Source organism: Flavobacterium facile (assembly GCF_036321945.1).
Taxonomy (GTDB): Bacteria; Bacteroidota; Bacteroidia; order Flavobacteriales; family Flavobacteriaceae; genus Flavobacterium; species Flavobacterium facile.
Map to the genome: position 1 here is coordinate 280,898 of NZ_JAZAYT010000034.1, position 23,141 is coordinate 304,038.

Annotated in this window: 16 protein-coding genes; 10 read left to right on the forward strand and 6 right to left on the reverse strand. The window is 32.4% G+C overall.

What is annotated here, in order from left to right; all coding sequences use genetic code 11:
* Positions 1–528: 528 nt before the first annotated feature.
* From UEQ13_RS11770 to UEQ13_RS11795, 6 genes are all read left to right on the forward strand, one after another.
* Entirely contained in the window at positions 529–2,868 is a 2,340-nt protein-coding gene (locus tag UEQ13_RS11770) for a fibrinogen-like YCDxxxxGGGW domain-containing protein (RefSeq protein WP_329806541.1), read from the forward strand.
* A gap of 514 nt (positions 2,869–3,382) precedes the next feature.
* Positions 3,383–4,456: an efflux RND transporter periplasmic adaptor subunit gene (locus UEQ13_RS11775; RefSeq protein WP_329806542.1), complete on the forward strand. Its 1,074-nt coding sequence runs from the start codon at positions 3,383–3,385 to the stop codon at positions 4,454–4,456.
* Positions 4,457–4,521: 65 nt separating this feature from the next.
* Positions 4,522–7,608: an efflux RND transporter permease subunit gene (locus tag UEQ13_RS11780; RefSeq protein WP_329806543.1), complete on the forward strand. Its 3,087-nt coding sequence runs from the start codon at positions 4,522–4,524 to the stop codon at positions 7,606–7,608.
* Positions 7,609–7,915: 307 nt separating this feature from the next.
* Complete coding sequence (locus tag UEQ13_RS11785; RefSeq protein WP_329806544.1) at positions 7,916–9,220, forward strand: TolC family protein; 1,305 nt, start codon at positions 7,916–7,918, stop codon at positions 9,218–9,220.
* Positions 9,221–9,368: 148 nt separating this feature from the next.
* Entirely contained in the window at positions 9,369–10,232 is an 864-nt protein-coding gene (locus tag UEQ13_RS11790) for a bestrophin family protein (RefSeq protein WP_329806545.1), read from the forward strand.
* An 81-nt stretch (positions 10,233–10,313) separates the two neighbouring features.
* Positions 10,314–11,237, forward strand: a complete 924-nt coding sequence (locus UEQ13_RS11795; RefSeq protein WP_329806546.1) for an AraC family transcriptional regulator — start codon at positions 10,314–10,316, stop codon at positions 11,235–11,237.
* A gap of 2 nt (positions 11,238–11,239) precedes the next feature.
* On the opposite strand, the gene UEQ13_RS11800 is transcribed toward UEQ13_RS11795, so the two are convergent.
* The 6 genes from UEQ13_RS11800 to UEQ13_RS11825 all read right to left on the reverse strand — a co-directional run bounded on the left by UEQ13_RS11800 (position 11,240) and on the right by UEQ13_RS11825 (position 16,774).
* Positions 11,240–11,620, reverse strand: coding sequence for a DUF779 domain-containing protein (locus UEQ13_RS11800; RefSeq protein WP_329806547.1), 381 nt, complete (start codon positions 11,618–11,620; stop codon positions 11,240–11,242).
* A gap of 79 nt (positions 11,621–11,699) precedes the next feature.
* On the reverse strand, positions 11,700–13,205 hold the full coding sequence (locus UEQ13_RS11805; protein ID WP_329806548.1) for an aldehyde dehydrogenase family protein: 1,506 nt from the start codon (positions 13,203–13,205) through the stop codon (positions 11,700–11,702).
* A 155-nt stretch (positions 13,206–13,360) separates the two neighbouring features.
* Positions 13,361–14,314, reverse strand: a complete 954-nt coding sequence (locus UEQ13_RS11810) for a transketolase family protein (RefSeq protein WP_329806549.1) — start codon at positions 14,312–14,314, stop codon at positions 13,361–13,363.
* Between the two features lie 20 nt (positions 14,315–14,334).
* Complete coding sequence (locus tag UEQ13_RS11815) at positions 14,335–15,006, reverse strand: hypothetical protein (RefSeq protein ID WP_329806550.1); 672 nt, start codon at positions 15,004–15,006, stop codon at positions 14,335–14,337.
* Complete coding sequence (locus tag UEQ13_RS11820; protein WP_329806551.1) at positions 15,007–15,855, reverse strand: transketolase; 849 nt, start codon at positions 15,853–15,855, stop codon at positions 15,007–15,009.
* Positions 15,856–15,910: 55 nt separating this feature from the next.
* A complete protein-coding gene (locus tag UEQ13_RS11825; protein ID WP_329806552.1) occupies positions 15,911–16,774 on the reverse strand; it encodes an alpha/beta fold hydrolase in 864 nt (287 codons plus the stop codon).
* Positions 16,775–16,873: 99 nt separating this feature from the next.
* Between UEQ13_RS11825 and UEQ13_RS11830 the strand changes: the two genes are divergently transcribed.
* The 4 genes from UEQ13_RS11830 (at position 16,874) to UEQ13_RS11845 (ending at position 23,137) form a co-directional block, all read left to right on the forward strand.
* Positions 16,874–17,689, forward strand: a complete 816-nt coding sequence (locus tag UEQ13_RS11830) for a M48 family metallopeptidase (protein WP_329806553.1) — start codon at positions 16,874–16,876, stop codon at positions 17,687–17,689.
* 66 nt (positions 17,690–17,755) lie between these two features.
* On the forward strand, positions 17,756–19,048 hold the full coding sequence (locus UEQ13_RS11835) for an MFS transporter (protein WP_329806554.1): 1,293 nt from the start codon (positions 17,756–17,758) through the stop codon (positions 19,046–19,048).
* Positions 19,049–19,277: 229 nt separating this feature from the next.
* Positions 19,278–21,740, forward strand: a complete 2,463-nt coding sequence (lon, locus tag UEQ13_RS11840; RefSeq protein ID WP_329806555.1) for an endopeptidase La — start codon at positions 19,278–19,280, stop codon at positions 21,738–21,740.
* Between the two features lie 251 nt (positions 21,741–21,991).
* Complete coding sequence (locus UEQ13_RS11845) at positions 21,992–23,137, forward strand: glycosyltransferase (RefSeq protein ID WP_329806556.1); 1,146 nt, start codon at positions 21,992–21,994, stop codon at positions 23,135–23,137.
* The last annotated feature ends 4 nt before the right edge of the window (positions 23,138–23,141 follow it).

Below are 23,141 nucleotides of genomic sequence, written 5' to 3' on the forward strand. Positions count from 1 at the left end.
TTTGGAATTATATTTCTTAAAGAGAAAATAGATTAAAGAATATAGAGAATAGACACAATGTTTGTCATTCTGAATTTGTTTCAGAATCTCAAAAAAACTAAAATAAAATGCATAAAATAACAAGACTTGGTATCTTTGATAAAAACAAATATAATGGCACTAAATACTTTTATATCGTTGGGCGATTGATTTTTTTTAACAATTGGTACATTTAAAAATCATAGAACCTTTTAAAAAATGATAGAATAAATATTTTACTTTACGTAAAAGAGGGAAATATTGTTTTAATTAATATTAGGAAAACACTAGATAGATAAAAAATGATAGGAATTTAGATATATTAAGGCTTAAATAAAGATATTTTAAGAATATTAGAATTTAAAATTGGGAGAAATAACAAAAAAAATATATAAAAAGCATAGCGTTAAGAAGTATTTTATGAAGACGATAAATTAAATATTGTTTCAATTTTTATATCTTTGTATTACAAATTGCAGAACTATACAAAAACAACTAACAAATTTAATTTTGAAAAAAACACTACTTTGTATCTTTTTAATTCTGACTAAACTAACCTCTTTTAGTCAAGTAGGAATAGGTACCACAACCCCACAAGGAGCATTAGATATAATATCTACCACAGATGGTTTATTAGTTCCTAGAGTTGCATTGTCTGCAACTAATGTTGCAACAATTTTAACCCCAGCGGTATCTGAACTTATTTACAATACTTTTACTTCGGCTGTAGGACCAAATCAAGTTGTTCCTGGATTTTATTATTGGAATGGAAGTTTATGGATACCTATTTCAACAGGTAGTATTTCAAATTGGTCATTAGCTGGTAATTCTAGCACATCCGCTGCAACAAATTTCATTGGAACTACTGATGCTGTAGACTTGGTAACCAAAACAAATAATACAGAGAAAATGAGAGTTACTTCTGCTGGGGATGTAGGAATAGGGACTACAACTCCTACAGCAAAATTAGATATTGCGGCAGGTGTAACTGCTTCAAACTCTGTTATAAATGCGACTGGAAATATTAATGATTTTTTACAAATAAACGTTCAAAATACTAATACAGGAACACAAGCGCAAAGTGGTTATTCTGCAACTGCAGATAACGGAACTGCTTACGCAGGTTTTGCTTGGTTAGGAATTAACAATTCGAACTTTAATTACCCTACGGCATACAATATTGGGTTTGCTAACGATGTATCCTACATAGGAAGTGGACAAGATATGCATATCGCCAATGCAAACAATAGTAAATCGATTATATTCTCTACTGGAAAATCGACAACGCCTTTTTTTAATGAGAGAATGCGCCTTACTAATTCAGGAAGTCTAGGAATAGGTACTGCTACTCCCAACAGCTCTGCGATACTTGATTTAACAAGTACTGACAAAGCATTTTTATTAACTCGAGTAGCAACAACAGCCGCAATCACTGCGCCAGTAAACGGAATGATGATATATGATCTTTCATCTAATTGTATGAAAGTATATGAAAATAACGCGTGGTCAGGATGTTTTGCATCGCCAGAAGCAAATGTGGTTGGTAATTGTAATATTAATGGTTTTGAAGGGGTTTACATATCGGGTATAGCCCTTACTGCATCTAATAAATTTACAGTAACAGTCACAAATAACTCGTTTGCTACAGCTAATCTTAATTTTGGAGTTGGGGATTTGGTTTTAAGTGGAATTTCTGGTATAACAGTAAGTGCAGTAAGCCCTGCTTCTGTTACTTTAAATGCTGGGCAAGCACAATTAATAACTTACACACTAACTGGTACTCCTTCTGCTAGCGGAACCTTACAAGGAAATTGGTCTAAGATTTCACTTAATTGTGTAAAAACAGTGCCTGTAGCAGTAAGTCTTCCAACAATAAATTGCGCAGGAATTACTGTATCTCTTACACCTAGCGGTATATTACAGAATATAACACCTTACACTGGAACGGTAACGGTACCTTATACCGTTGCTGCAAACGGTAATAACTATATAGCCGAAACATTAACTATAAACGGTTTGGTACTCACCCGAAATGCTGGATCCTATACTGCTCCAAGCGGTAACATAGTATACACTATATCCGGAACACATACAGGAAGTAATATTTTAGAAACTTATACGTTAACTTTTGGAGCGCAAACTTGTACTGGAGTTATTGTAGGAGGACTAACTACCTGCAAAGACCTTGCTGCTGGACAACCCTCTGGTACATACACAATTGACCCAGATGGAAATGGCGGAAACGCTCCTTTTAGTTGTTATTGTGACAATACCACAAATGGAGGTGGCTGGACACTTATGGCTGTAGCAAACACAACCAATTTTGCTCCATATAATACCCCTCAAAATCCGTTGTTACCTAGTGCAAATAATGGTTCTTTAGGAAATGCAATGGTAGCAACAAATGCAACCCTTAATTTTACAAGAATAAGATTTACAAATGATTCAGGCGATAACGCTATTGCAACTTTTGGATCAAATCAAACACTAAATGGATTAAATACAACTTTTGGAACATATACAAGTACACCTAGCGCTGCTACAGTAACAAGTTCAGACAGTAGGTTAACTGCATTTTATTGGAGAGCACAATCTGGTGCATTTCCGCCATACAGTGATAGTTCTGACTGGGCTTACATTTGTTTTGGGCCAAGCACAATTAATGCACTTGGAGATGCTTGGGACACGGCAAATCCTCATTGGATATATTCAGGACAAGACAATTCTACCGATCCATTCCTTGGTGGTAATGCTACTGGAAAATTAAATACCGCCAGTAGCGGAGCAGGTGCCCACTGGAGTTCTCAAGGACCTAATTTAATACCAAAAACATATATTTGGGTTAAATAATAACCATCAAATTTTTTTAATTCTTAAACTGTCATTGGAGATACTCTAATGACAGTTTTTTTTTGAATTAAATTTTCAGATTCAATCTAAAATCTAAAATTATACTTTACTTTTCTTTCCATAAAAATGCCCCAAATAGTGCCTAACTTTTTAAGCCATATTCAAAATTAGAAGTTTTTTAAATCCAACTCTCAAAAAAGTTGTGGCGATTTTTTTAAATTAGAAAAATTGCCACGAAAACTGTGGCAAATAAGTTATAAATAAATAATTGCCACAAAAAGTGTAACAAAAAAAGAAAAAAAAGAAAATGTTACAAATAACTATTACCACTAATTCACAAATAAAATATCAAAAAAAATCGTGTAATCGCAGCTAAAAAACCATTTTATAACAAACTCATTTTTAATCCAAATATTTCAAACACTTGTACCTACAAGTATGTTAAATAAATTGTAAGGTTTTGGCAGTATAATTTTGTAGAGTTAGATTTGTATCAAATCTAAGCTTTTATATTATGAAGATTAAAACTATCAGTATCACGTTAATTTCCCTAGCACTTTTAGGACTAATTGGTTACCGAATTACAAAAAATTCATCGGAATCTGAAAAAAATGATAAAAAAGGGGACAAAAAACCGCCTTTAACAGTTACAGCTATTGTAGTTTCTTCAAAAGATTTTTCTAATGCGATTTCGTTATCAGGTTCAATTGAAGCCAATGAAAACGTTGAAATTAGAAGTGAAGTTTCTGGAATTGTAGAAAAAATTTCTTTTTCGGAAGGTACGCAAGTAAGCAAAGGTCAGGTTTTATTAAAAGTCAACGATATTGAATTGAGAGCCCAATTATCTCAAGCGTTTACCAAACAAAAATTAGCTTCGGAAAACGAAAGAAGAGCGAAGTTATTACTACAAAAAGAAGCGATTAGTCAAGAAGAATATGAGATTGCTAGCGCAGAATTCAGAAGTTTAAAAGCACAAACCCAATTGATTCAAGCTCAAATTGCTAAAACAACCATCAGAGCACCCTTTTCTGGAAAAATTGGTTTACGAAATATTTCTCCAGGAACATATGTAACTCCAACAACACTTATCACCAAATTAGTAAGTTCTAGTCAAGTGAAAATTAGTTTTTCAATTCCTGAAAAATATGCTTCGGAAATTGAAAATAACGCTTCTATCCTATTTACGATTCCAAATAATCCACAAAAGTTCTCAGCCAAAATTTACGCTATCGAACCAGAAATTGAAACAGCAACAAGAACCTTAAAAATTCGTGCCATCGCTGATAATTCAAATGGAAAATTATTACCGGGAACGTTCGCCACTATCGAACTTTCTCTAAAAAATATTAAAGATGCAATTGTAATTCCAACAGAAGCGGTTGTACCTATTCAGAATGGAAAAGTCGTATATATTGCCAATAACGGAAAAGCAAAAGAAGTAAAAATTGAAACGTTAGCGCGTACTGCTAAAGATGTTGTGGTAACAAGTGGCATCAAATCTGGCGATACACTATTGACTTCTGGCGTAATGGCAATAAAAGATGAAGCAGATATTAAGGTGAAGTTGAAAGAGCCAAGTAAAAAGTAAAAAGTAAAAAGAGCCAAGTAAAAAGTACAATTCGTAAATCCAAAATCACAAATCGTAAATCAAAGATGACTTTATCAACTTTAAGTATAAAAAGACCCGTTTTTACCATCGTAATTAATCTTTTAATTATTCTGTTTGGTATTTTGGGGTACACCTATTTGGGTGTTCGAGAATTCCCTTCGATTGATCCGGCGCAAATTTCTGTTCGTACGAATTATACCGGTGCGAATTCTGATATTATCGAGTCGCAAATTACGGAACCACTTGAAAAAGCGATTAATTCGATTGACGGAATTCGAAATATTACGTCTTCGAGTAATCAAGGTTCGAGTAATATTACTATCGAATTTAAACTAGAAAAAAACTTAGAAGAAGCGGCGAATGATGTGCGTGATAAAGTATCGCAAGCCGTTAGAAGTTTACCACAAGATATTGATGCACCACCAGTAGTTTCTAAAGCGGACGCCGATTCGGATGCGATTATTTCGATGACCGTGCAAAGTAATTCAAGAAATGCATTAGAATTGAGTGATTATGCAGAAAACGTAATTGCAGAAAGAATTCAAACGATTCCTGGTGTAAGTGGCGTACAAATTTGGGGACAAAAAAGATATTCGATGCGAATTTGGATTGACCCCATCAAACTAAATTCATACGGAGTTACCGTTTCCGATGTTAGAACCGCTTTAGACAAACAAAATGTAGAATTACCATCAGGAAAATTAACGGGTGCGAATACCGAATTAATGGTAAAAACACTTGGGAATTTATCGACTGAAAAGGAATTTAACGATATTATTATTATTTCTAATGAAAACAAAACCGTTCGTTTAAGCGATATTGGAAAGGCTTCTTTAGAATCAGAAAATTTAGAAACCAAGTTTACCGAATCCGGAAATCCGATGGTTGCCGTAGCGATTGTGCCTCAACCGGGAAGTAATTATTTAGAAATTGCCGATCAGTTTTATGCGCAATTCGATAAATTGAAAAAAGAATTACCTAAAGATATTAAGATTGATATTGCCTTAGATAATACACTTTTCATTAAAAAATCAGTGGTTGAGGTTGCTGAAACCTTATTGATTTCGATTATTTTAGTAGTCTTGATTATCTTCTTATTTTTTAGAGATTGGTCTATCGCATTCCGACCGTTAATTGATATTCCGGTTTCCTTAATTGCGACGTTTTTCATCATGTATTTGTGTGGCTTTTCTATCAATGTATTAACGCTTTTAGCTATCGTTTTAGCAACAGGATTAGTCGTTGATGATGGAATTGTGGTCACGGAAAATATCTTCAAAAAAGTCGAAGAAGGTATGTCGCCAATTGAAGCTGCGATTAAAGGTTCGAACGAAATTTTCTTTGCTGTAATTTCGATTTCAATTACGCTTGCTGCGGTTTTCTTACCCATCGTATTTTTAGAAGGATTCGTAGGACGATTGTTCCGAGAGTTTGGTGTGGTAATTGGTGCGGCGGTTTTAATTTCCGCTTTCGTATCGTTAACCTTAACACCAATGTTGAACGCTTATTTAATGAAAGGTGGCGAACAAAAGAAAACGAAATTTTATCATTTTACAGAGCCGTATTTCGTAGGTTTAAATCAAGGTTACGCGAATGCTTTAACGAATTTCATGAAAAGAAAATGGTTGAGTTTTCCAATTGTCATTGCTTGTATTGGATTGATTGTGTTGTTTTTCAAAATCTTACCAAAAGAAACGGCACCTTATGACGACAGAAGTTTAGGAGTTGTAAGTGTTTCTACACCAGAAGGCGCAACATATGAATACACTGATAAATTCATGACCGAATTATCCGATTTGATTAACGATTCTATTCCTGAGAAAAAAGTGGCGTTAGTCATTACTTCACCAGGTTTTATGTCTTCGTCTGTAAATACAGGTCGTGTGCGTTTGGCTTTAGTCGAACCTGAAGACAGAAAAAAATCGCAAAAAGAAATCGTAGATAATTTAAATAAGTGGACGAAGAAATATCCGCAAGCGAAAGTCAATGTTTCAGAACAACCAACCATTGCGGTAAACCGTAGAGGTGGCTTACCGATTCAATATATTATTCAAGCGCCCAATTTTGAGAAGTTACGAGAAAAAATTCCTCAATTTATGGAAGAAGCAAGTAAAAATGAAACGTTCTCTAATGTAGATGTGAATCTGAAATTCAACAAACCAGAAATTAACGTAACAATTAATCGTGAAAGAGCAGAAAGTTTAGGAATTTCGGTTTTAGATGTCGCGCAAACACTTCAACTTTCCTTGAGCGGACAACGTTTTGGGTATTTTATGCAAAACGGAAAACAATATCAAGTCATTGGACAATTCGATCAAAAAGACCGTGATGCGCCTTTAGATTTAACTTCGATGTTTGTAAAAAATAAAGTGGGAGGACTAATTCAATTAGACAATGTAGTTGATGTGGAAGAACAAAGTAATCCGCCACAATTATTTCACAATAATAGATATATGTCGGCAACAGTTTCTGCAGGTTTAGCACCAGGGAAAAGTATGGGTGACGGAATTGAAGCGATGGATGAAATCAAAGCTAAAGTTTTAGATGAAACCTTTACTACAGATTTAGGTGGAGAATCGAGAGATTTCGTGGAAAGTAGTTCGAATACTTCTTTCGCATTTGGATTGGCTTTATTATTAATTTATTTGATTTTAGCCGCACAATTTGAAAGTTTCATTGATCCGTTTATTATTATTTTGACTGTGCCGATGGCGGTTGCTGGAGCGTTATTCTCACTTTGGTTATTCGGACAAACATGGAATATTTTCAGTCAAATTGGAACCGTCATGTTAATCGGATTAGTAACCAAAAACGGAATTCTGATTGTAGAATTTGCGAATCAATTACGAGAACAAGGCAGACCCAAATACGAAGCCATTATTGAAGCATCAGAAGCCCGTTTACGACCAATTTTAATGACAAGTTTAGCGATTGCTTTAGGAGCGTTACCAATTGCGATGTCGCTTGGAGCCGCTTCTACAAGTAGAATTGGAATGGGAGTTGTAATTGTTGGAGGTACGATGTTTTCATTAGTCTTGACTTTATTTGTAATTCCAGCATTTTATTTAATGTGGTCGAAAGCCAAAAAACACCGACCAGAATTTGATAATTTAGATGCATTAGAGAAATAGGTTTAGAGTCGGAAGATGGAAGATAAAAAAAAATCGTGAATTCAATGTAAACATTATTTTTTTGCCACGAATTCACGAATTAATAATTTTGGATTAACGCAATTCGAATCGACTAAGTCGATAATTAATTCGAATTAAAATTACTAAGTAAAACAGTAAAAAAAATTCGTGAATTCGTGGCAAAAAAAATAACAGAATATAATACAAGCCACAAATTCACGAATTAAAATTACCTAATAAAACAGTAAAAAAATTCGACAATTCGTGGCAAAAAGCAAAACAATTCGCAGCAAAAACAAAAAATATTATGCAAAATTTATATAAAATAACGTTTCTATTATTCCTAGGATTTTCAGCGCAAGCTCAAGAAATATTGACACTTGAAGAAGCTGTGAAAATATCCTTAGAAAATAATTACGATATCAAAATTGCTCAAAACAATTTGAAAATCGATGAAACTAATAATAATTTGGGAACTGCTGGTTTTTTACCTTCCGTTACCGCAAATTTTACGAATAATAATAGTCAAATTGACACCAAGCAAACCCAAGCTGGTGGTTCAGTTAGAGAATTAGACGGCGCTAAAAACATGAACTTGAGTTATGGTGTAGGTTTAGATTGGACCATTTTTGATGGTTTGAAAATGTTTTCGAGAAGAGAACAATTGAAAGTTTTAGAAGAACAAGGAAAATCGGAATTGCAATCGGCTATTTTAACAAAAATTAGTGATGTGTATTTAACGTATTTCGATTTAGCACAGCAACAACAAATGATGGCTTCGATTGATACGGCAATTGTGATTTCAAACCAAAGAGTGGAAACGGCTAAAAACAGATTTACTATCGGAAAAGCTTCGAAATTAGAAGTTTTAAACGCTCAAGTAGATTTGAATACTGATTTAAGTTTATTGCTAAAACAGAAAGAATTATACAGAATTACAAAAATTAGAATGAACGAATTATTGGTTCGAGATAGTCAAACTGATTTTAAAGTCAACCAAGAAATTACGGTGGAACAAAGTTTAGATTTCAACGAATTAAAGACAACAGCTGAAAAACAAAACCCGCAATTGCAAGCGCAAATCTTAACTAAAAAAGTCGCTGATTTAAATTTGAAACAAGTAAAAGGCAATCGTTATCCAACTGTTCGATTGACTTCTGGTTATAATTTCACACGTTCGGAAGCTTCATTAGGATTCGTAACCCAATCATCAGGACAAGGTTTTGTGTATGGAGTTTCAGCTTCATTGCCAATTTTCAACGGTTTTACTCAAAACAGAAATGAAAAAGTCGCGAAATATCAAGTGGAAAATGCGACTTTACTTTTAGAACAACAAAAATTATCTTTGACCTCACAATTAGCGACATTATTTGCGAGTTATCAAACGAATTTAGAATTGGTAAAAGTCGAAGAAAAGAATTTAGAAATCGCCAAACAAAATTTAGATATCACGTTAGCGAAATTTAAAATCGGAACCATAACAACTATTGAATTCAGAACGGCGCAACAAAATTTTGTAGAAGCTTCTGTGAGATATTCAAACGCACAATACGTTACGAAACTTTCTGAAATCAACTTAAAAGAATTGGCGGGAACTTTAAAATTAAATTAGTAAAAACACTTGTTTCTTTTTACTTTTACTTTAAACTTGGCTCTTTTTACTTTTTACTTGGCTCTTTTTACTTTTTACTTGGCTCTTTTTACTTTTTACTTGGCTCTTTTTACTTGGCTCTTTTAACTTTTTACATTTACCTTAAACCATGGTACAATACAACCCAAAAGATTGGATTACATTTATTTTTAAGTTCCATAAATCAGATACATTTAGACAATTAATTCCTATGATGTTATTAATTGGCGCCTATTCTGCAGCGGTTTGTTATTTTGAAATTCATTATTTTAAATTGAAAGAAGACAGTCATGTGAAAAATATTTCTATCATGCACACTACAGTTGGATTTGTGTTGTCTTTACTTTTAGCGTACAGAACTAATACGGCTTATGATCGTTGGTGGGAAGGAAGAAAATTATGGGGAAGTTTAGTGAATAATTCTCGAAATTTAGCCATTAAACTATCAGCCATTTTAGAAAATGAATCGGATAAAAACTATTTCAGAAAAATAATCCCAGGTTACGCTTCCATTTTAGCAAAACATTTAACTAATGAAGAAGTTGGAAAAGTGTTGTTTGATGGTTTAGATTTAGAAATCGACCACAACAAACACAAACCAAATCAGGTGGCAAAAATGATTTTCAATAAGATAAATGATTTATATAAATCCAATAAAATTTCTGGCGACCAATTAATCATTTTAAATTCTGAACTTCAATCGTTTACAGATGTTTGTGGTGCTTGTGAAAGAATTAAAAACACGCCTATTCCCTATTCTTACAGTGCATTTATCAAGAAATTTATTTTCTTTTACGTGATGACATTGCCTTTCGGATATGTATTTAGTTTAGGTTATTATGTAGTTCCTGTTGTCGTGTTTATCTTTTATGTTTTAGCCAGTTTAGAGCTAATTGCAGAAGAAATTGAAGATCCTTTTGGAACAGATGAAAACGATTTACCAATTGCAAAAATTGCGAGTAATATTAAAAAACATGTAGAAGAAATTCTGTAAAAGTTAAATAAAATAAAAAATCCCGTTCTGATTAATTTCTGAACGGGATTTTTTTGTATTTTTAAATTATATAACAAATCAATGTCCTCAAAAGTATTACTTCAAACACCTGCGCTAACTCAAGAAAAATCGCTAAAAACTTTAGTGGAAAATAGAACTATTTTCTCCTTAAACCATTGTGAATTAAACATATTCGAAACTTACGAAAAATCAGATTTAGTACCGTTGAAGTTTAATGATTTGGTGGTAACAAGTATGTTGCGAGGAAAAAAAATAATGCATTTATTTGATACGCCTCAATTTGAATATTTACCTGGTGAAACTGTAATTGTACCATCCAATGTGGAAATGAAAATTGATTTTCCTGAAGCTTCCAAAGAAAACCCAACCCAATGCATCGCATTAGCCATTGACCATAAAATCATAACTGATACTTTAGGTTTTTTGAATGAAAAATACCCAAAAGAAGATAAAAACAATCTATGGAAACTCGACCAAGACAACTACTTTTTTTATAATAATATCGAATTAGCGGGTACGATTAATAAGCTAATTAAAGAATGTATGGGCACATCGATAACAAAAGATGCCATTGCTGATATTACCTTACAAGAATTAATCATTAGAATTGTTCAAACACAAAGTTTAAAAAAGTATGAAAACGAAATTATTGATGTTACAAGTCCAATTACGGCATCTATAAATTTTATTCGAGAAAACATTCGCGAATCGATTAACTTAAAGCAATTGAGCGGAAAAGCTTGCATGAGTACAACCTCTTTTTACAGAAGTTTTAAAAGAGAATTAGGCATGAGTCCGATTGAATTCATTCTGAACGAAAAAATAAAATACGCTAAAAAACTATTAAGTAATCCGAAAATAAACATTGCAGAAGTTTCTTACGCGACTGGTTTTGAAGATTATAATTATTTTATCCGTTTGTTTAAAAAATACGAAGGCGTAACTCCCAAACAATACCAATTGATGAATTTTACTTCACATTAAGATTACAAATTCAGTTTTATTTCTTCTAAATTTTGGCTTTCTTCCTCTGTGAAAAGTCGGTATTTTATAATAAAAGTTTTGCCATAAGGCGTTTCTAAAGAAAATCCGCCTGCTCCTATTGCATCAGTTACATCTAAAGTAAAATGGGCGTGTTTCCAATATTCAAATAAATCTTTATCTACCCAAAATTCAAAACCATTGATTGTTCCGATGCAAACATCTTCGTATCGCAAATAAAACCCACCTTTTTCAAAACATTGTGGTTGAGTTCCTTCGCAACAACCTCCAGCTTGATAAAACATTAAATCGCCAAATTTTTCTTGAAGCCTTTCTATCAAATTCAATGCTTTTTCAGTAGCTTCTAACCTCTTAATTTTTTCCATACTTTTAAAATAAAAACCGCAACATCATCAATACTAACATCTTTGACATTGCGGTTTGTGAAAATTCAATTACTATCAATTAAAAGAATCCTAATTTATTTTTGTTGTAAGAAATCAACATGTTTTTAGTTTGACGATAATGGTCTAACATCATTTTATGATTTTCTCTTCCAATTCCTGATTGTTTATAACCTCCGAATGGTGCTCCAGCAGGATAAGCATGATATTGATTTACCCAAACACGACCTGCATGAATTGCTCTAGGTACTTGATATAATTCGTGTGCGTCACGTGTCCAAACTCCAGCTCCTAAACCGTATAAAGTATCATTAGCAATTTCTAATGCTTCTTCTGTGGTTTTGAAAGTCGTTACCGCTAAAACAGGTCCAAAAATTTCTTCTTGGAAAATTCTCATTTTGTTGTGCCCTTTGAATAATGTAGGTTGAATATAATATCCACCACCTAATTCTTCACTTAAATGATTCACATCACCACCGCATAATAATTCCGCACCTTCTTCTTTCCCTAAGTTAATGTACGAAAGGATTTTATCTTTCTGAATTTGCGAAGCTTGAGCACCCATCATAACTGTTGGATCTAAGGGATGTCCGACTTTAATTGCTTTTACTCTTTCTAAAACTTTGGCAATAAATTTATCATAAATAGATTCGTGAATTAATAAACGAGATGGACACGTACAAATTTCACCTTGATTTAAAGCAAAAAGTACGGCACCTTCAACGGCTTTATCTAAAAATTCATCGTCGGCATCCATTACAGATGGGAAGAAAATATTTGGCGATTTTCCACCTAATTCTAAAGTTACTGGAATGATATTTTCTGTTGCGTATTGCATGACCATTCTACCAGTTGCAGTTGAACCTGTGAAAGCGGCTTTATTTACTTTCGGATTAGTTACTAAAGTTCTACCTAATTCTGCACCAAAACCATTTACGATATTGATAACACCAGCAGGCAATAAATCTTCAATTAATTCCATTAACACCAAGATTGAAATGGGTGTACTTTCTGCAGGTTTTAAAACTACACAATTTCCAGCAGCTAAAGCTGGCGCTAATTTCCAAGTTGCCATTAAAATAGGGAAATTCCAAGGAATAATTTGTGCGATAACACCAAGAGGTTCGTGAACAATAATAGAAACCGTGTCTTTATCTAATTCGGTAATCGAACCTTCTTCGGCACGAATTACACTTGCAAAATATCTGAAATGATCAATCGCTAATGGAATATCTGCTGCTAAAGTTTCTCTTACGGCTTTACCGTTATCTAGTGTTTCAACGGCTGCGATATATTCTAAATTCGCTTCAATTCTGTCGGCGATTTTATTTAAGATAATACTTCTTTCAGTAGCAGAAGTTTCGCTCCAAGATTTGAATGCAGCGCTCGCAGCATCAACAGCCATTTCTACATCTAATTTTGCAGAATGTGCCGCTTTGGCTAATAATTTTCCATCAACTGGTGAAACAACTTCAAAATATTGTCCTGTAGAAGGCGCTGTCCATTTTCCATTGATGTAATTATCGTACTTTTCTTTTAATTGTGGTCTTTGAATTAAATTACTCATAATTAGTTTGTTTTGATTTATTCAAATTTAGCATCAAAAACCAACCTAAAATAGCACAAATTGTTCAAAATATAGCACAAAAATTACACATGTCGTAAAAAACAAAAAATCTCGCTATTTGCATAACGAGATTTTAAATATCTATTGTAATCGAATTATTTTCTTGCGATAACTTTTAATGATTTCTCAATAATAGCTGCACTATTTAATCCGTATTTTTCCATTAATTGTTCTGGAGTTCCACTTTCTCCGAATGTATCGTTTGTAGCGACAAATTCTTGTGGAGTTGGATTGTTTAAAGATAATGTTCTTGAAACACTTTCTCCTAAACCTCCTAAGAAATTATGTTCTTCTGCAGTTACGACACAACCTGTTTTTGCAACAGATTTCAAGATCGCTTCTTCATCTAAAGGTTTAATGGTATGAATATTAATTACCTCAGCAGAAACGCCTTGTTTTTCTAATTCTTCAGCAGCAATTAAGGCTTCCCAAACTAAATGTCCTGTTGCGATAATCGTTACATCTGTTCCTTCGCTTAATAAAATAGCTTTTCCAATTACGAATGGTTCATCAGCTGGAGTGAAATTTGGCACTACTGGACGACCGAAACGTAAATAAGCTGGACCATGATGATCTGCTAAAGCTAAAGTTGCTGCTTTCGTTTGGTTGTAATCACATGTGTTGATTACCGTCATTCCTGGTAACATTTTCATTAAACCAATGTCTTCTAAAATTTGGTGAGTTGCTCCGTCTTCTCCTAAAGTTAAACCGGCGTGAGATGCACAAATTTTTACATTTTTATCAGAATAAGCTACTGATTGACGAATTTGATCATAAACTCTTCCTGTAGAAAAGTTAGCGAAAGTTCCTGTGAAAGGAATTTTTCCACCAATAGTTAAACCAGCTGCAATTCCTATCATGTTGGCTTCTGCAATTCCGATTTGGAAAAAACGCTCTGGGTGATTTTTTTTGAAATCGTCAAATTTTAACGAACCAATTAAATCGGCACAAAGTGCCACAACATTTTCATTTTTTTGTCCTAATTCGGTCATTCCTGCTCCGAATCCTGAACGTGTATCTTTACTTCCTGTATTTTCGTATTTTTTCATTGTGTGTGTTTTTATTTAAACTATCTAATTGTTTTTATAACTGTAAAATTTAAATTAGAACTTATCTTTTCAATTTTTTGAATTGTAAATTCTGAACTTAACTTATCATCAATTAAACAGAGTTGTTTTTCAAAATTATAATTTACTAATATATCTAATTTATATTTAGATATCAGATTGTTTTTAAATATTGGTATTTCTACTGGTTCAATATTATCTTTTTTAGAAAAATAATAGTAATGTTCGTTAATTATTTTATTCTTCTTTTTATTTTTATATTGTGTAATATGAACTAAAACTTGATCGTTTATTGAATCGATTTCATGTTCCATTACTTCGTGAAAATTTTTATATTTTTTTGGAGAGCCTGGAATTACAGTTTCATAAAGAATAGGATCTTTTAATTTATTTAAATCACTAATTTTTTCATATTTAAAATCAATTTTAAATTTTATAATATCGTTTTTGTTTTTAATATGTATTTGAGCAATTGTATCTGTTTTAGAATATCTTAATTCCAAAAAATAAGTTGAATCTTTTGAATTTTTAAAAATATAAGCATCTTCATTAATTACATTGCCATAAATTTTACTACTTACTTTTGAAAAGTAATCAAAATAAAAACTATAATCTTTCTTTTGTGAAAAAGTACAAACAGAAAATAATAAAAATAAAAGAAAAACTTTTCTCATTTAATAATCTCCTAAAGTTGCTGGATTTTGGTTTAAGGCATTTTCTAATTGCTCATTACTTGGAGCTTTACCGTGCCAAGCGTGTGTATGCATCATGAAATCTACTCCGTTACCCATTTCTGTATGTAACAACACACAAACTGGTTTTCCTTTCCCTGAACGAGATTTTGCATCAGCCATTCCGTTAATAATAGCTTCAATATTATTTCCTTCTGTAATTTCTAAAACATCCCAATCAAACGCTTCAAACTTGGCTTTAATATTACCCATATTTAAAACATCTTTTGTAGAACCATCAATTTGTTGACCGTTTAAATCGACAGTTGCAATTAAGTTGTCTACATTCTTAGCAGATGCATACATAATCGCTTCCCAATTTTGTCCTTCTTGTAATTCACCATCACCAGTTAAAACGTACACTAAATTCGTATCGTTATTTAATTTTTTAGCTTGTGCTGCACCAATTGCCACTGACAAACCTTGTCCTAAAGAACCAGAAGCCATTCTAATACCTTCTAAACCTTCATGAGTTGTTGGGTGACCTTGTAAACGTGTATTTAATTTACGGAAAGTAGCTAATTCCGAAACGGAGAAATAACCGCTTCTTGCTAAAACGCTGTAAAATACTGGAGAAATGTGTCCGTTTGATAAAAAGAATAAATCTTCATTCATTCCGTTCATATCAAAACCTTCGTTTCTTTTCATTACGTGTTGATACAGAGTAACTAAGAATTCTGCACAGCCTAAAGAACCACCTGGGTGACCTGAATTAACTGCATGAACCATTCTTAAGATGTCTCTTCGAACTTGTTGTGTAAATTGTTCTAAATTAGAAATTTGTTGTGTCATTGTAAAAAGTTTTTTGCAAAAATAAATTTAATAATCTGTTTATACTAATGTGCCTTTATTTTTTTATCAATAAGAATTCAACAATTTTACTAATAACTGTTGTGTCGCCAAGAATTTTTCTATGACCTAAATTATTTGTGATTATAATTTCTTTATTGGATAAATTTTCAGCTAAATGATGTGCTTCCGAAACCGGAATATCATCATCATCATTATCATGAATGACCAAAACTGGAATTTTGACTTCTTTCGCGGCTACATAAGCAGAAAAACTTTCCATTTCAAATTGATACTTTTTTTCAAAACTCTCTCTCATTAAAACAGCAACTTTATTTGGCAAACCTATTTTCTCCACAAAAGTGTTTACAATATTTATGACGCTATTTCCACTTCCAATAACCACCGCTTTTTTAACTTGCAATCCTTTTTTAATGGCATTTAAAATTGACATTCCGCCAAGTGAATGTCCTACAGCAAATTCAAAAGGTCCATATGATTTTTCAACTTCTAAAATAGATTCAATAAATTCTAACATTAAAGTCGTTTTGGTTCCAGATTTTCCATGAGCAGGTGCGTCAAAACTGATAGTGGAATAACCATTTTCTAAAAAGGCATCAGCAATTTTGACTAATTGAGTGCCTCTGCCCGACCATCCGTGAACTAAAAGTATTTTCTTATTGGAATTCCCATAGGAATACACCACAATTTCTTTATTTATTGCAGGAACAAATAATTTCGTTTGAACAGCTTCAGCCTCCATGTGAAATTCGCGTTTAGGAATTTTATGTTTAATTGGAGTGATAAACAATTTTCGAGCATATTTTTCTGCTAAAACTGGGGAGATTTTATATAGAAATTGGCCTATTAAGATTATCAATTTAGGAACTCTATCATCGACTTTAGATGCTTTTTTTGGCATAATAAAAATTTTAAACAAAAGTAGGTAATAAATTTTGGAATGATTTTTGAATTTAACAAAAAAAATACAATAACTTTGTTTTATAAAATCTAAAAAAAAATGAAAACAGTAATAAAATCAGTATTAATCGTTGGGATATTAGTTGCTTCATGTGCTAAAAATCCTTTTACAGGTAAAAGTACGATGGCATTTGTACCAAATAGTCAAATATTTCCATCAGCATTTCAACAATATGGTCAGTTCTTATCTGAGAACAAAGTAGTAAAAGGAACTGCTGATGCAAAGCGAATTACTACTATTGGAATGAAAATTAAAGTCGCATCAGAAAGATATTTAAATGCCATTGGAAAATCAGATTATTTGAAAGATTATGCCTGGGAATATAATTTAGTGGATAGTAAAGAAGTAAATGCTTGGTGTATGCCAGGAGGAAAAATAGTTTTCTACACAGGTATTTTACCTATTTGTAAAGACGACGCAGGAATTGCTGCTGTTATGGGACATGAAGTTGCACACGCATTAGCAAATCACGGGCAACAACGTATGAGCGCTGGATTATTACAACAAGTTGGAGCGGTTGGAGCACAACTTGCAGTTGGGAATAAAAGTGAAGAAACTCAAGCTTTAGCCATGCAAGCTTATGGTGCAGCTTCACAAGTTGGTGGTATGTTACCTTTTAGTAGATCTCATGAAAGTGAAGCAGATATGATTGGTTTAACTTTAATGGCGATTGCAGGTTATGATCCAATTAATGCAGTTAAAGTTTGGGAAAGAATGTCAGCGCAATCTGGCGGACAAGCGCCACCTGAAATTTTGAGTACGCACCCTAGCAACCAAACTAGAATAAACGAATTAACAGCTCTTTTACCTCAAGCTAGAGCGGAAGCTGCTAAATTTGGTGTAACATTTAAATAGTAAAAATATTATCTTATATTAGTCCCGATATTTATCGGGACTTTTTTTTTTATAAAAATATACTTCATGAAACACTTAGAAAAAGGAAATAGTAAGCTATTAAACGCATGGGCTTTTTATGATTGGGCTAATTCGGTTTATTCATTAGTGATAACTTCTTCAATATTCCCATTATATTTTGGATATTTATTTACTAAAGAAAATCCAAACATTGTCCTTTTTGGTTCTCCTATAAAAGCAACTGCGTTAATAAGTTTCGTAACCGCTTTTGCTTTTTTATCTGTTGCCATTTTATCTCCAATCTTATCTGGAATAGCTGATTATTTAGGCAATAAGAAACGTTTCATGCAATTTTTTTGCTACTTAGGAGCATTCTCTTGTATTGGTTTATATTGGTTTACCAAAGAAAATATGATTTTTGGTATTTGTTGTTTCTATTTTGGATTATTAGGTTTTTGGGGAAGTCTGGTATACTATAATTCCTATTTATCAGACATTGCTTTCACAGAACAACATGATAAATTAAGTGCCAAAGGTTATTCATTAGGTTATGTTGGAAGCGTAGTTTTATTACTTATTTGCTTGTTTTTTATTTTAAGTAAAAAAGGGGATGCAGCTTTAGCAGCTATGCGACTTTCCTTTGTTTTTACAGGAATTTGGTGGATAATTTTTAGTCAGTACACTTTTTACTATCTACCAAAAGGAAATAAAAATAACAACCCAATAAATTTTTCCATCTTTTTTAATGGTTTTAAAGAATTAAAGAAAGTACAAGTTTTGTTTTTTAAAGATGAAGTCTTAAAGAAGTTTTTATTTGCCTTTTTCGTTTACAGCATGGCGGTTCAAACTGTAATGTTAGTGGCAACCTATTTTGGTGAACAAGAAATAAATTGGGCAACTCCTGAACAAAAAACATCTGGATTAATTATTAGTATTTTAGTAATTCAAATTGTAGCAGTTTTTGGCGCAATTATGACTTCTAAATTAGCGTCAAAATTTGGAAATATTAAAACCTTAATAGTTATTAATTCTATTTGGATATTTATTTGCGTTGGAGCATTTTTTGTTACAGAACCCGTTCAGTTTTATGCAACAGCCGCAATTGTTGGTTTGGTTATGGGCGGAATTCAATCGCTATCGCGTTCTACATTTTCGAAACTTATTCCAGAAACTAAAGACACTACTTCTTTTTTTAGCTTTTACGATGTTGCCGAAAAAGTCGGAATTGTAATCGGAATGCTTATTTATGGCTTCATAGATCAAATCACTGGAAGCATGAGAAATGCTATTTTATTTTTAGTAGTGTTTTTTGTGGCAGGTGTTTTCTTACTTTACAGAACATTAAAAGTTCAAAAATAGTTGTATTAAATTTATTATTGCACAATACCTATAGCCTCATAATTTGTAAATAATAAATAGAAACTAAAATCTCGAATTAACCTTCGTGATTTTTTATGGCATAAATCTTGACTACTTCAAGTGTAAATTATACTACAATCCTTGTATTTATTGATAATTGCATCAATTCACAATTATTATTCGTAAATTTACTTCCCGTTTTTAATGACAAAATGACTTATAAATAGATATGCCGAACCATAAAATACTAGCGCTTGACAATTTGTCATTGCAAGAAATAGATACAGAAGCAGAATTAATTCCATTAATGACTCCTGAAGATGAGGAGGAAATGAACAATGAAGAATTACCTGCAGATTTACCCATTTTACCATTAAGAAACACCGTTTTGTTTCCTGGTGTTGTAATTCCAATTACAGCAGGTAGAGATAAATCAATAAAATTAATTAACGATGCGAATGCAGCTGGTAAAATTATTGGTGTAGTCGCTCAGAAAGATGAAGATGATGAAGATCCTACAACTGATCAAATTCATCACATAGGTACAGTTGCCCGAATAATGCGTGTACTGAAAATGCCTGATGGAAATACTACCATAATTTTACAAGGAAAAAAACGTTTCGAAATTGAGGAATTTACACAAACAGAACCTTACTTTAAAGCAAAAATTAAAGAAGTAAACGAAATTCGTCCTAAGAAAAAAGATGAAGAATTTTCAACAATTGTTGAGTCTATCAAAGAAATGGCAATTGAAATCATAAAAGAAAGTCCGAATATTCCTTCGGAAGCTACTTTTGCCATAAAAAACATTGAAAGCAATCCGTTTTTAATCAATTTTGTGTCGTCTAACATGAATTTAAATGTAGAAGACAAACAAAACTTACTTTCTATTGTAGATTTAAAACAACGCGCTTTAGAAACACTTCGTTACATGAATTTAGAACTTCAGAAATTGGAGTTAAAAAACGATATTCAATCTAAAGTTCGATTTGATTTAGACCAGCAACAACGCGAATATTTCTTGCAACAACAAATGAAAACCATTCAAGAAGAATTGGGTGGCGTTTCGCACGATGCAGAAATTGAAGAAATGCGTAACAAAGGAAAAGCTAAAAAATGGGATGCAAAAACGGCAGAACATTTCGAAAAAGAAATTTATAAATTACAGCGTACGAATCCAAATTCTCCTGATTTTGGAATCCAACGTAATTATTTAGATTTATTTTTAGAATTGCCATGGAACGTTTTTTCTAAAGATAAATTCGATCTGAAAAAAGCGCAACAAATTTTAGACCGTGATCATTTCGGTTTAGAAGATGTTAAAAAACGTATCATTGAACATTTGGCCGTTTTAAAATTAAGAAACGATATGAAATCGCCAATTTTATGTTTATACGGACCTCCAGGTGTGGGTAAAACTTCAATTGGAAAATCGGTTGCGGAAGCTTTAGGAAGAGAATATGTACGTATTTCATTAGGTGGTTTACGTGATGAAGCGGAAATTCGTGGTCACCGTAAAACCTATATTGGTGCGATGCCAGGAAGAATTATTCAATCGATAAAAAAAGCAAAAACTTCGAATCCTGTTTTCGTTTTAGACGAAATTGATAAATTATCTTCGAGTCATAATGGCGATCCATCTTCTGCCCTATTAGAAGTTTTAGATCCAGAACAAAATAGTGATTTTCATGATAATTTCTTAGAATTAGGTTACGACCTTTCTAAAATTATGTTCATTGCAACATCAAATAGTTTATCAACCATTCAGCCTGCTTTAAGAGACAGAATGGAAATTATAAACATGTCGGGTTATACGATTGAAGAAAAAATTGAAATTGCGAAAAACTTCTTATTACCAAAGCAATTAAAAGAACACGGATTAACTACCAAAGATTTACAAATTGGTAAAAAACAGTTAGAAAAAATCGTTACAGGTTACACTCGTGAATCTGGAGTTCGTGGTTTAGATAAAACGATTGCACAAATGGTACGACATGCTGCAAAATCTGTAGCCATGGAAGAAGAATACAACAAAAAAGTAACGGATGCCGATATTCTTGAAGTATTAAAATCACCAAGAATGGAACGTGATAAATACGAAAATAATGACACAGCTGGTGTGGTTACAGGTTTAGCTTGGACATCTGTCGGAGGTGATATTTTATTTATAGAATCGCTAGTTTCAAAAGGAAAAGGCGCGATGACTATGACAGGAAATTTAGGAACTGTCATGAAAGAATCAGTTACAATTGCTTTAGAATATATCAAAGCGAATGCTAAACAACTAAACATAGAACCAGAAGTTTTAAGTCAATACAACATTCATATTCACGTGCCAGAAGGTGCCACTCCAAAAGATGGACCAAGTGCTGGTATTGCGATGTTAACCTCAATGGTTTCTAGTTTTACTCAAAATAGAATTAAGAAAAATATTGCAATGACTGGTGAAATTACCCTACGAGGAAAAGTGTTACCTGTTGGCGGAATTAAAGAAAAAATATTAGCAGCAAAACGCGCAAATATTAAAGAAATTATTTTGTGTAGTGACAACAAACGTGATATTGAAGAAATAAAAGCTGATTATTTAACGGGCTTAACTTTCCATTACGTAGATACGATGAAAGAAGTAATTGACATTGCTATTTTGAAAGACAAAGTAAAAAATGCGATTACTTTTGATATCAAAAAATAATTAAAAAACGTCAGTTCGAGTGTTTCGATTTTTTATCGGAAGGTATCGAGAACCATTTATCAAATATCAAAACCTATAAGTAGCTTTACTTATAGGTTTTTTCTTTATATTTGAACGAAGAAAAATATATTCATTTGATATGAGATTCTTCCTTTAGTGAGAATGACAAGATTGCGTTTAGTTTGTCCTTCTAAATAAAATTAGTTTAAATTAGCGTTGCGAAGCATCCGTAAAACCCGCGTTCCAAAAAAATGAAAATACTACTCGTAGGAGAATTTAGTCGGTTACATAATTCCTTAAAAGAAGGACTTATGGCTTTAGGTCATGAAGTACTTTTAGTGAATAATGGCGATGGCTTCAAAAATTACCCTGCCGATATTAGTATTCGTGCCAACTTCTTTAAATCGAGATTGGGAAATGTTCCAAGACAAATTTGGTTTAAGCTTTTCAAAAAAGATGTAGCTTTATTAGAACATGGCCTTCGTTTTTGGTGGATTTCTAGAAAGTTGAAGAACTTTGATATAGTTCAGTTCATTAATGAAAGTCCGATACAAACTTTCTCAAAATTAGAATTGTTTTTAATAAAGCGTCTTTTCAAACAAAACCAAAAAGTATTCTTATTATGCTGTGGAATTGATTATGTTACTGTGAATCACATGCTTCAAAAAAAAGATCGCTATTCAATTATGAATCCTTATTTTGAGAACATTCCAGAAGCTAAAAAACAATATGATTACTTTTTCGACTTCGTAGATAAACCACATCAAAAAATTCACAAGTTTCTTTATAAAAATATTCGTGGAGTTATTGCTTCAGATTTAGATTATGTGGCACCATTACAAGGAAATAAGAAATATTTAGGACTTATTGCCAATCCAATAAACACAGATAAAATTACAGTTATTGAAAATAAAATTTCTTATAAAATCAATATTTTTTTAGGCATAAATACTGGAAATTCATTTAAAAAAGGCATCACTTTTTTTGAAAAAGCTGTAGCTATTCTTCAAGAAAAGTACAAAAATAGAATCGAAATCATAGTTACGAAAAACATTCCATATTCCGACTATCAGAAACACTTCGAAAAAGCGCATATTTTATTAGATCAAGTTTATGGTTTCGATCAAGGTTACAATGCTTTAGAAGCTATGGCAAAAGGAAAAGTAGTATTTACAGGTGCCGAAACTGAATTTTTACAACATTATAATTTATATGATAATGAAGTAGCAATAAACGCCTTACCGGATGTTGACTATTTAGTCGAAAAGCTATCCTATTTAATTGAAAACCCAAAAGAAATTGAACGAATTGGTAAAAATGCCATTCAATTTATTCAAAAAGAACATCATTATATTACTCAGGCTGAGAAATATGTAAACATTTGGAAGACAAAATAAAAAT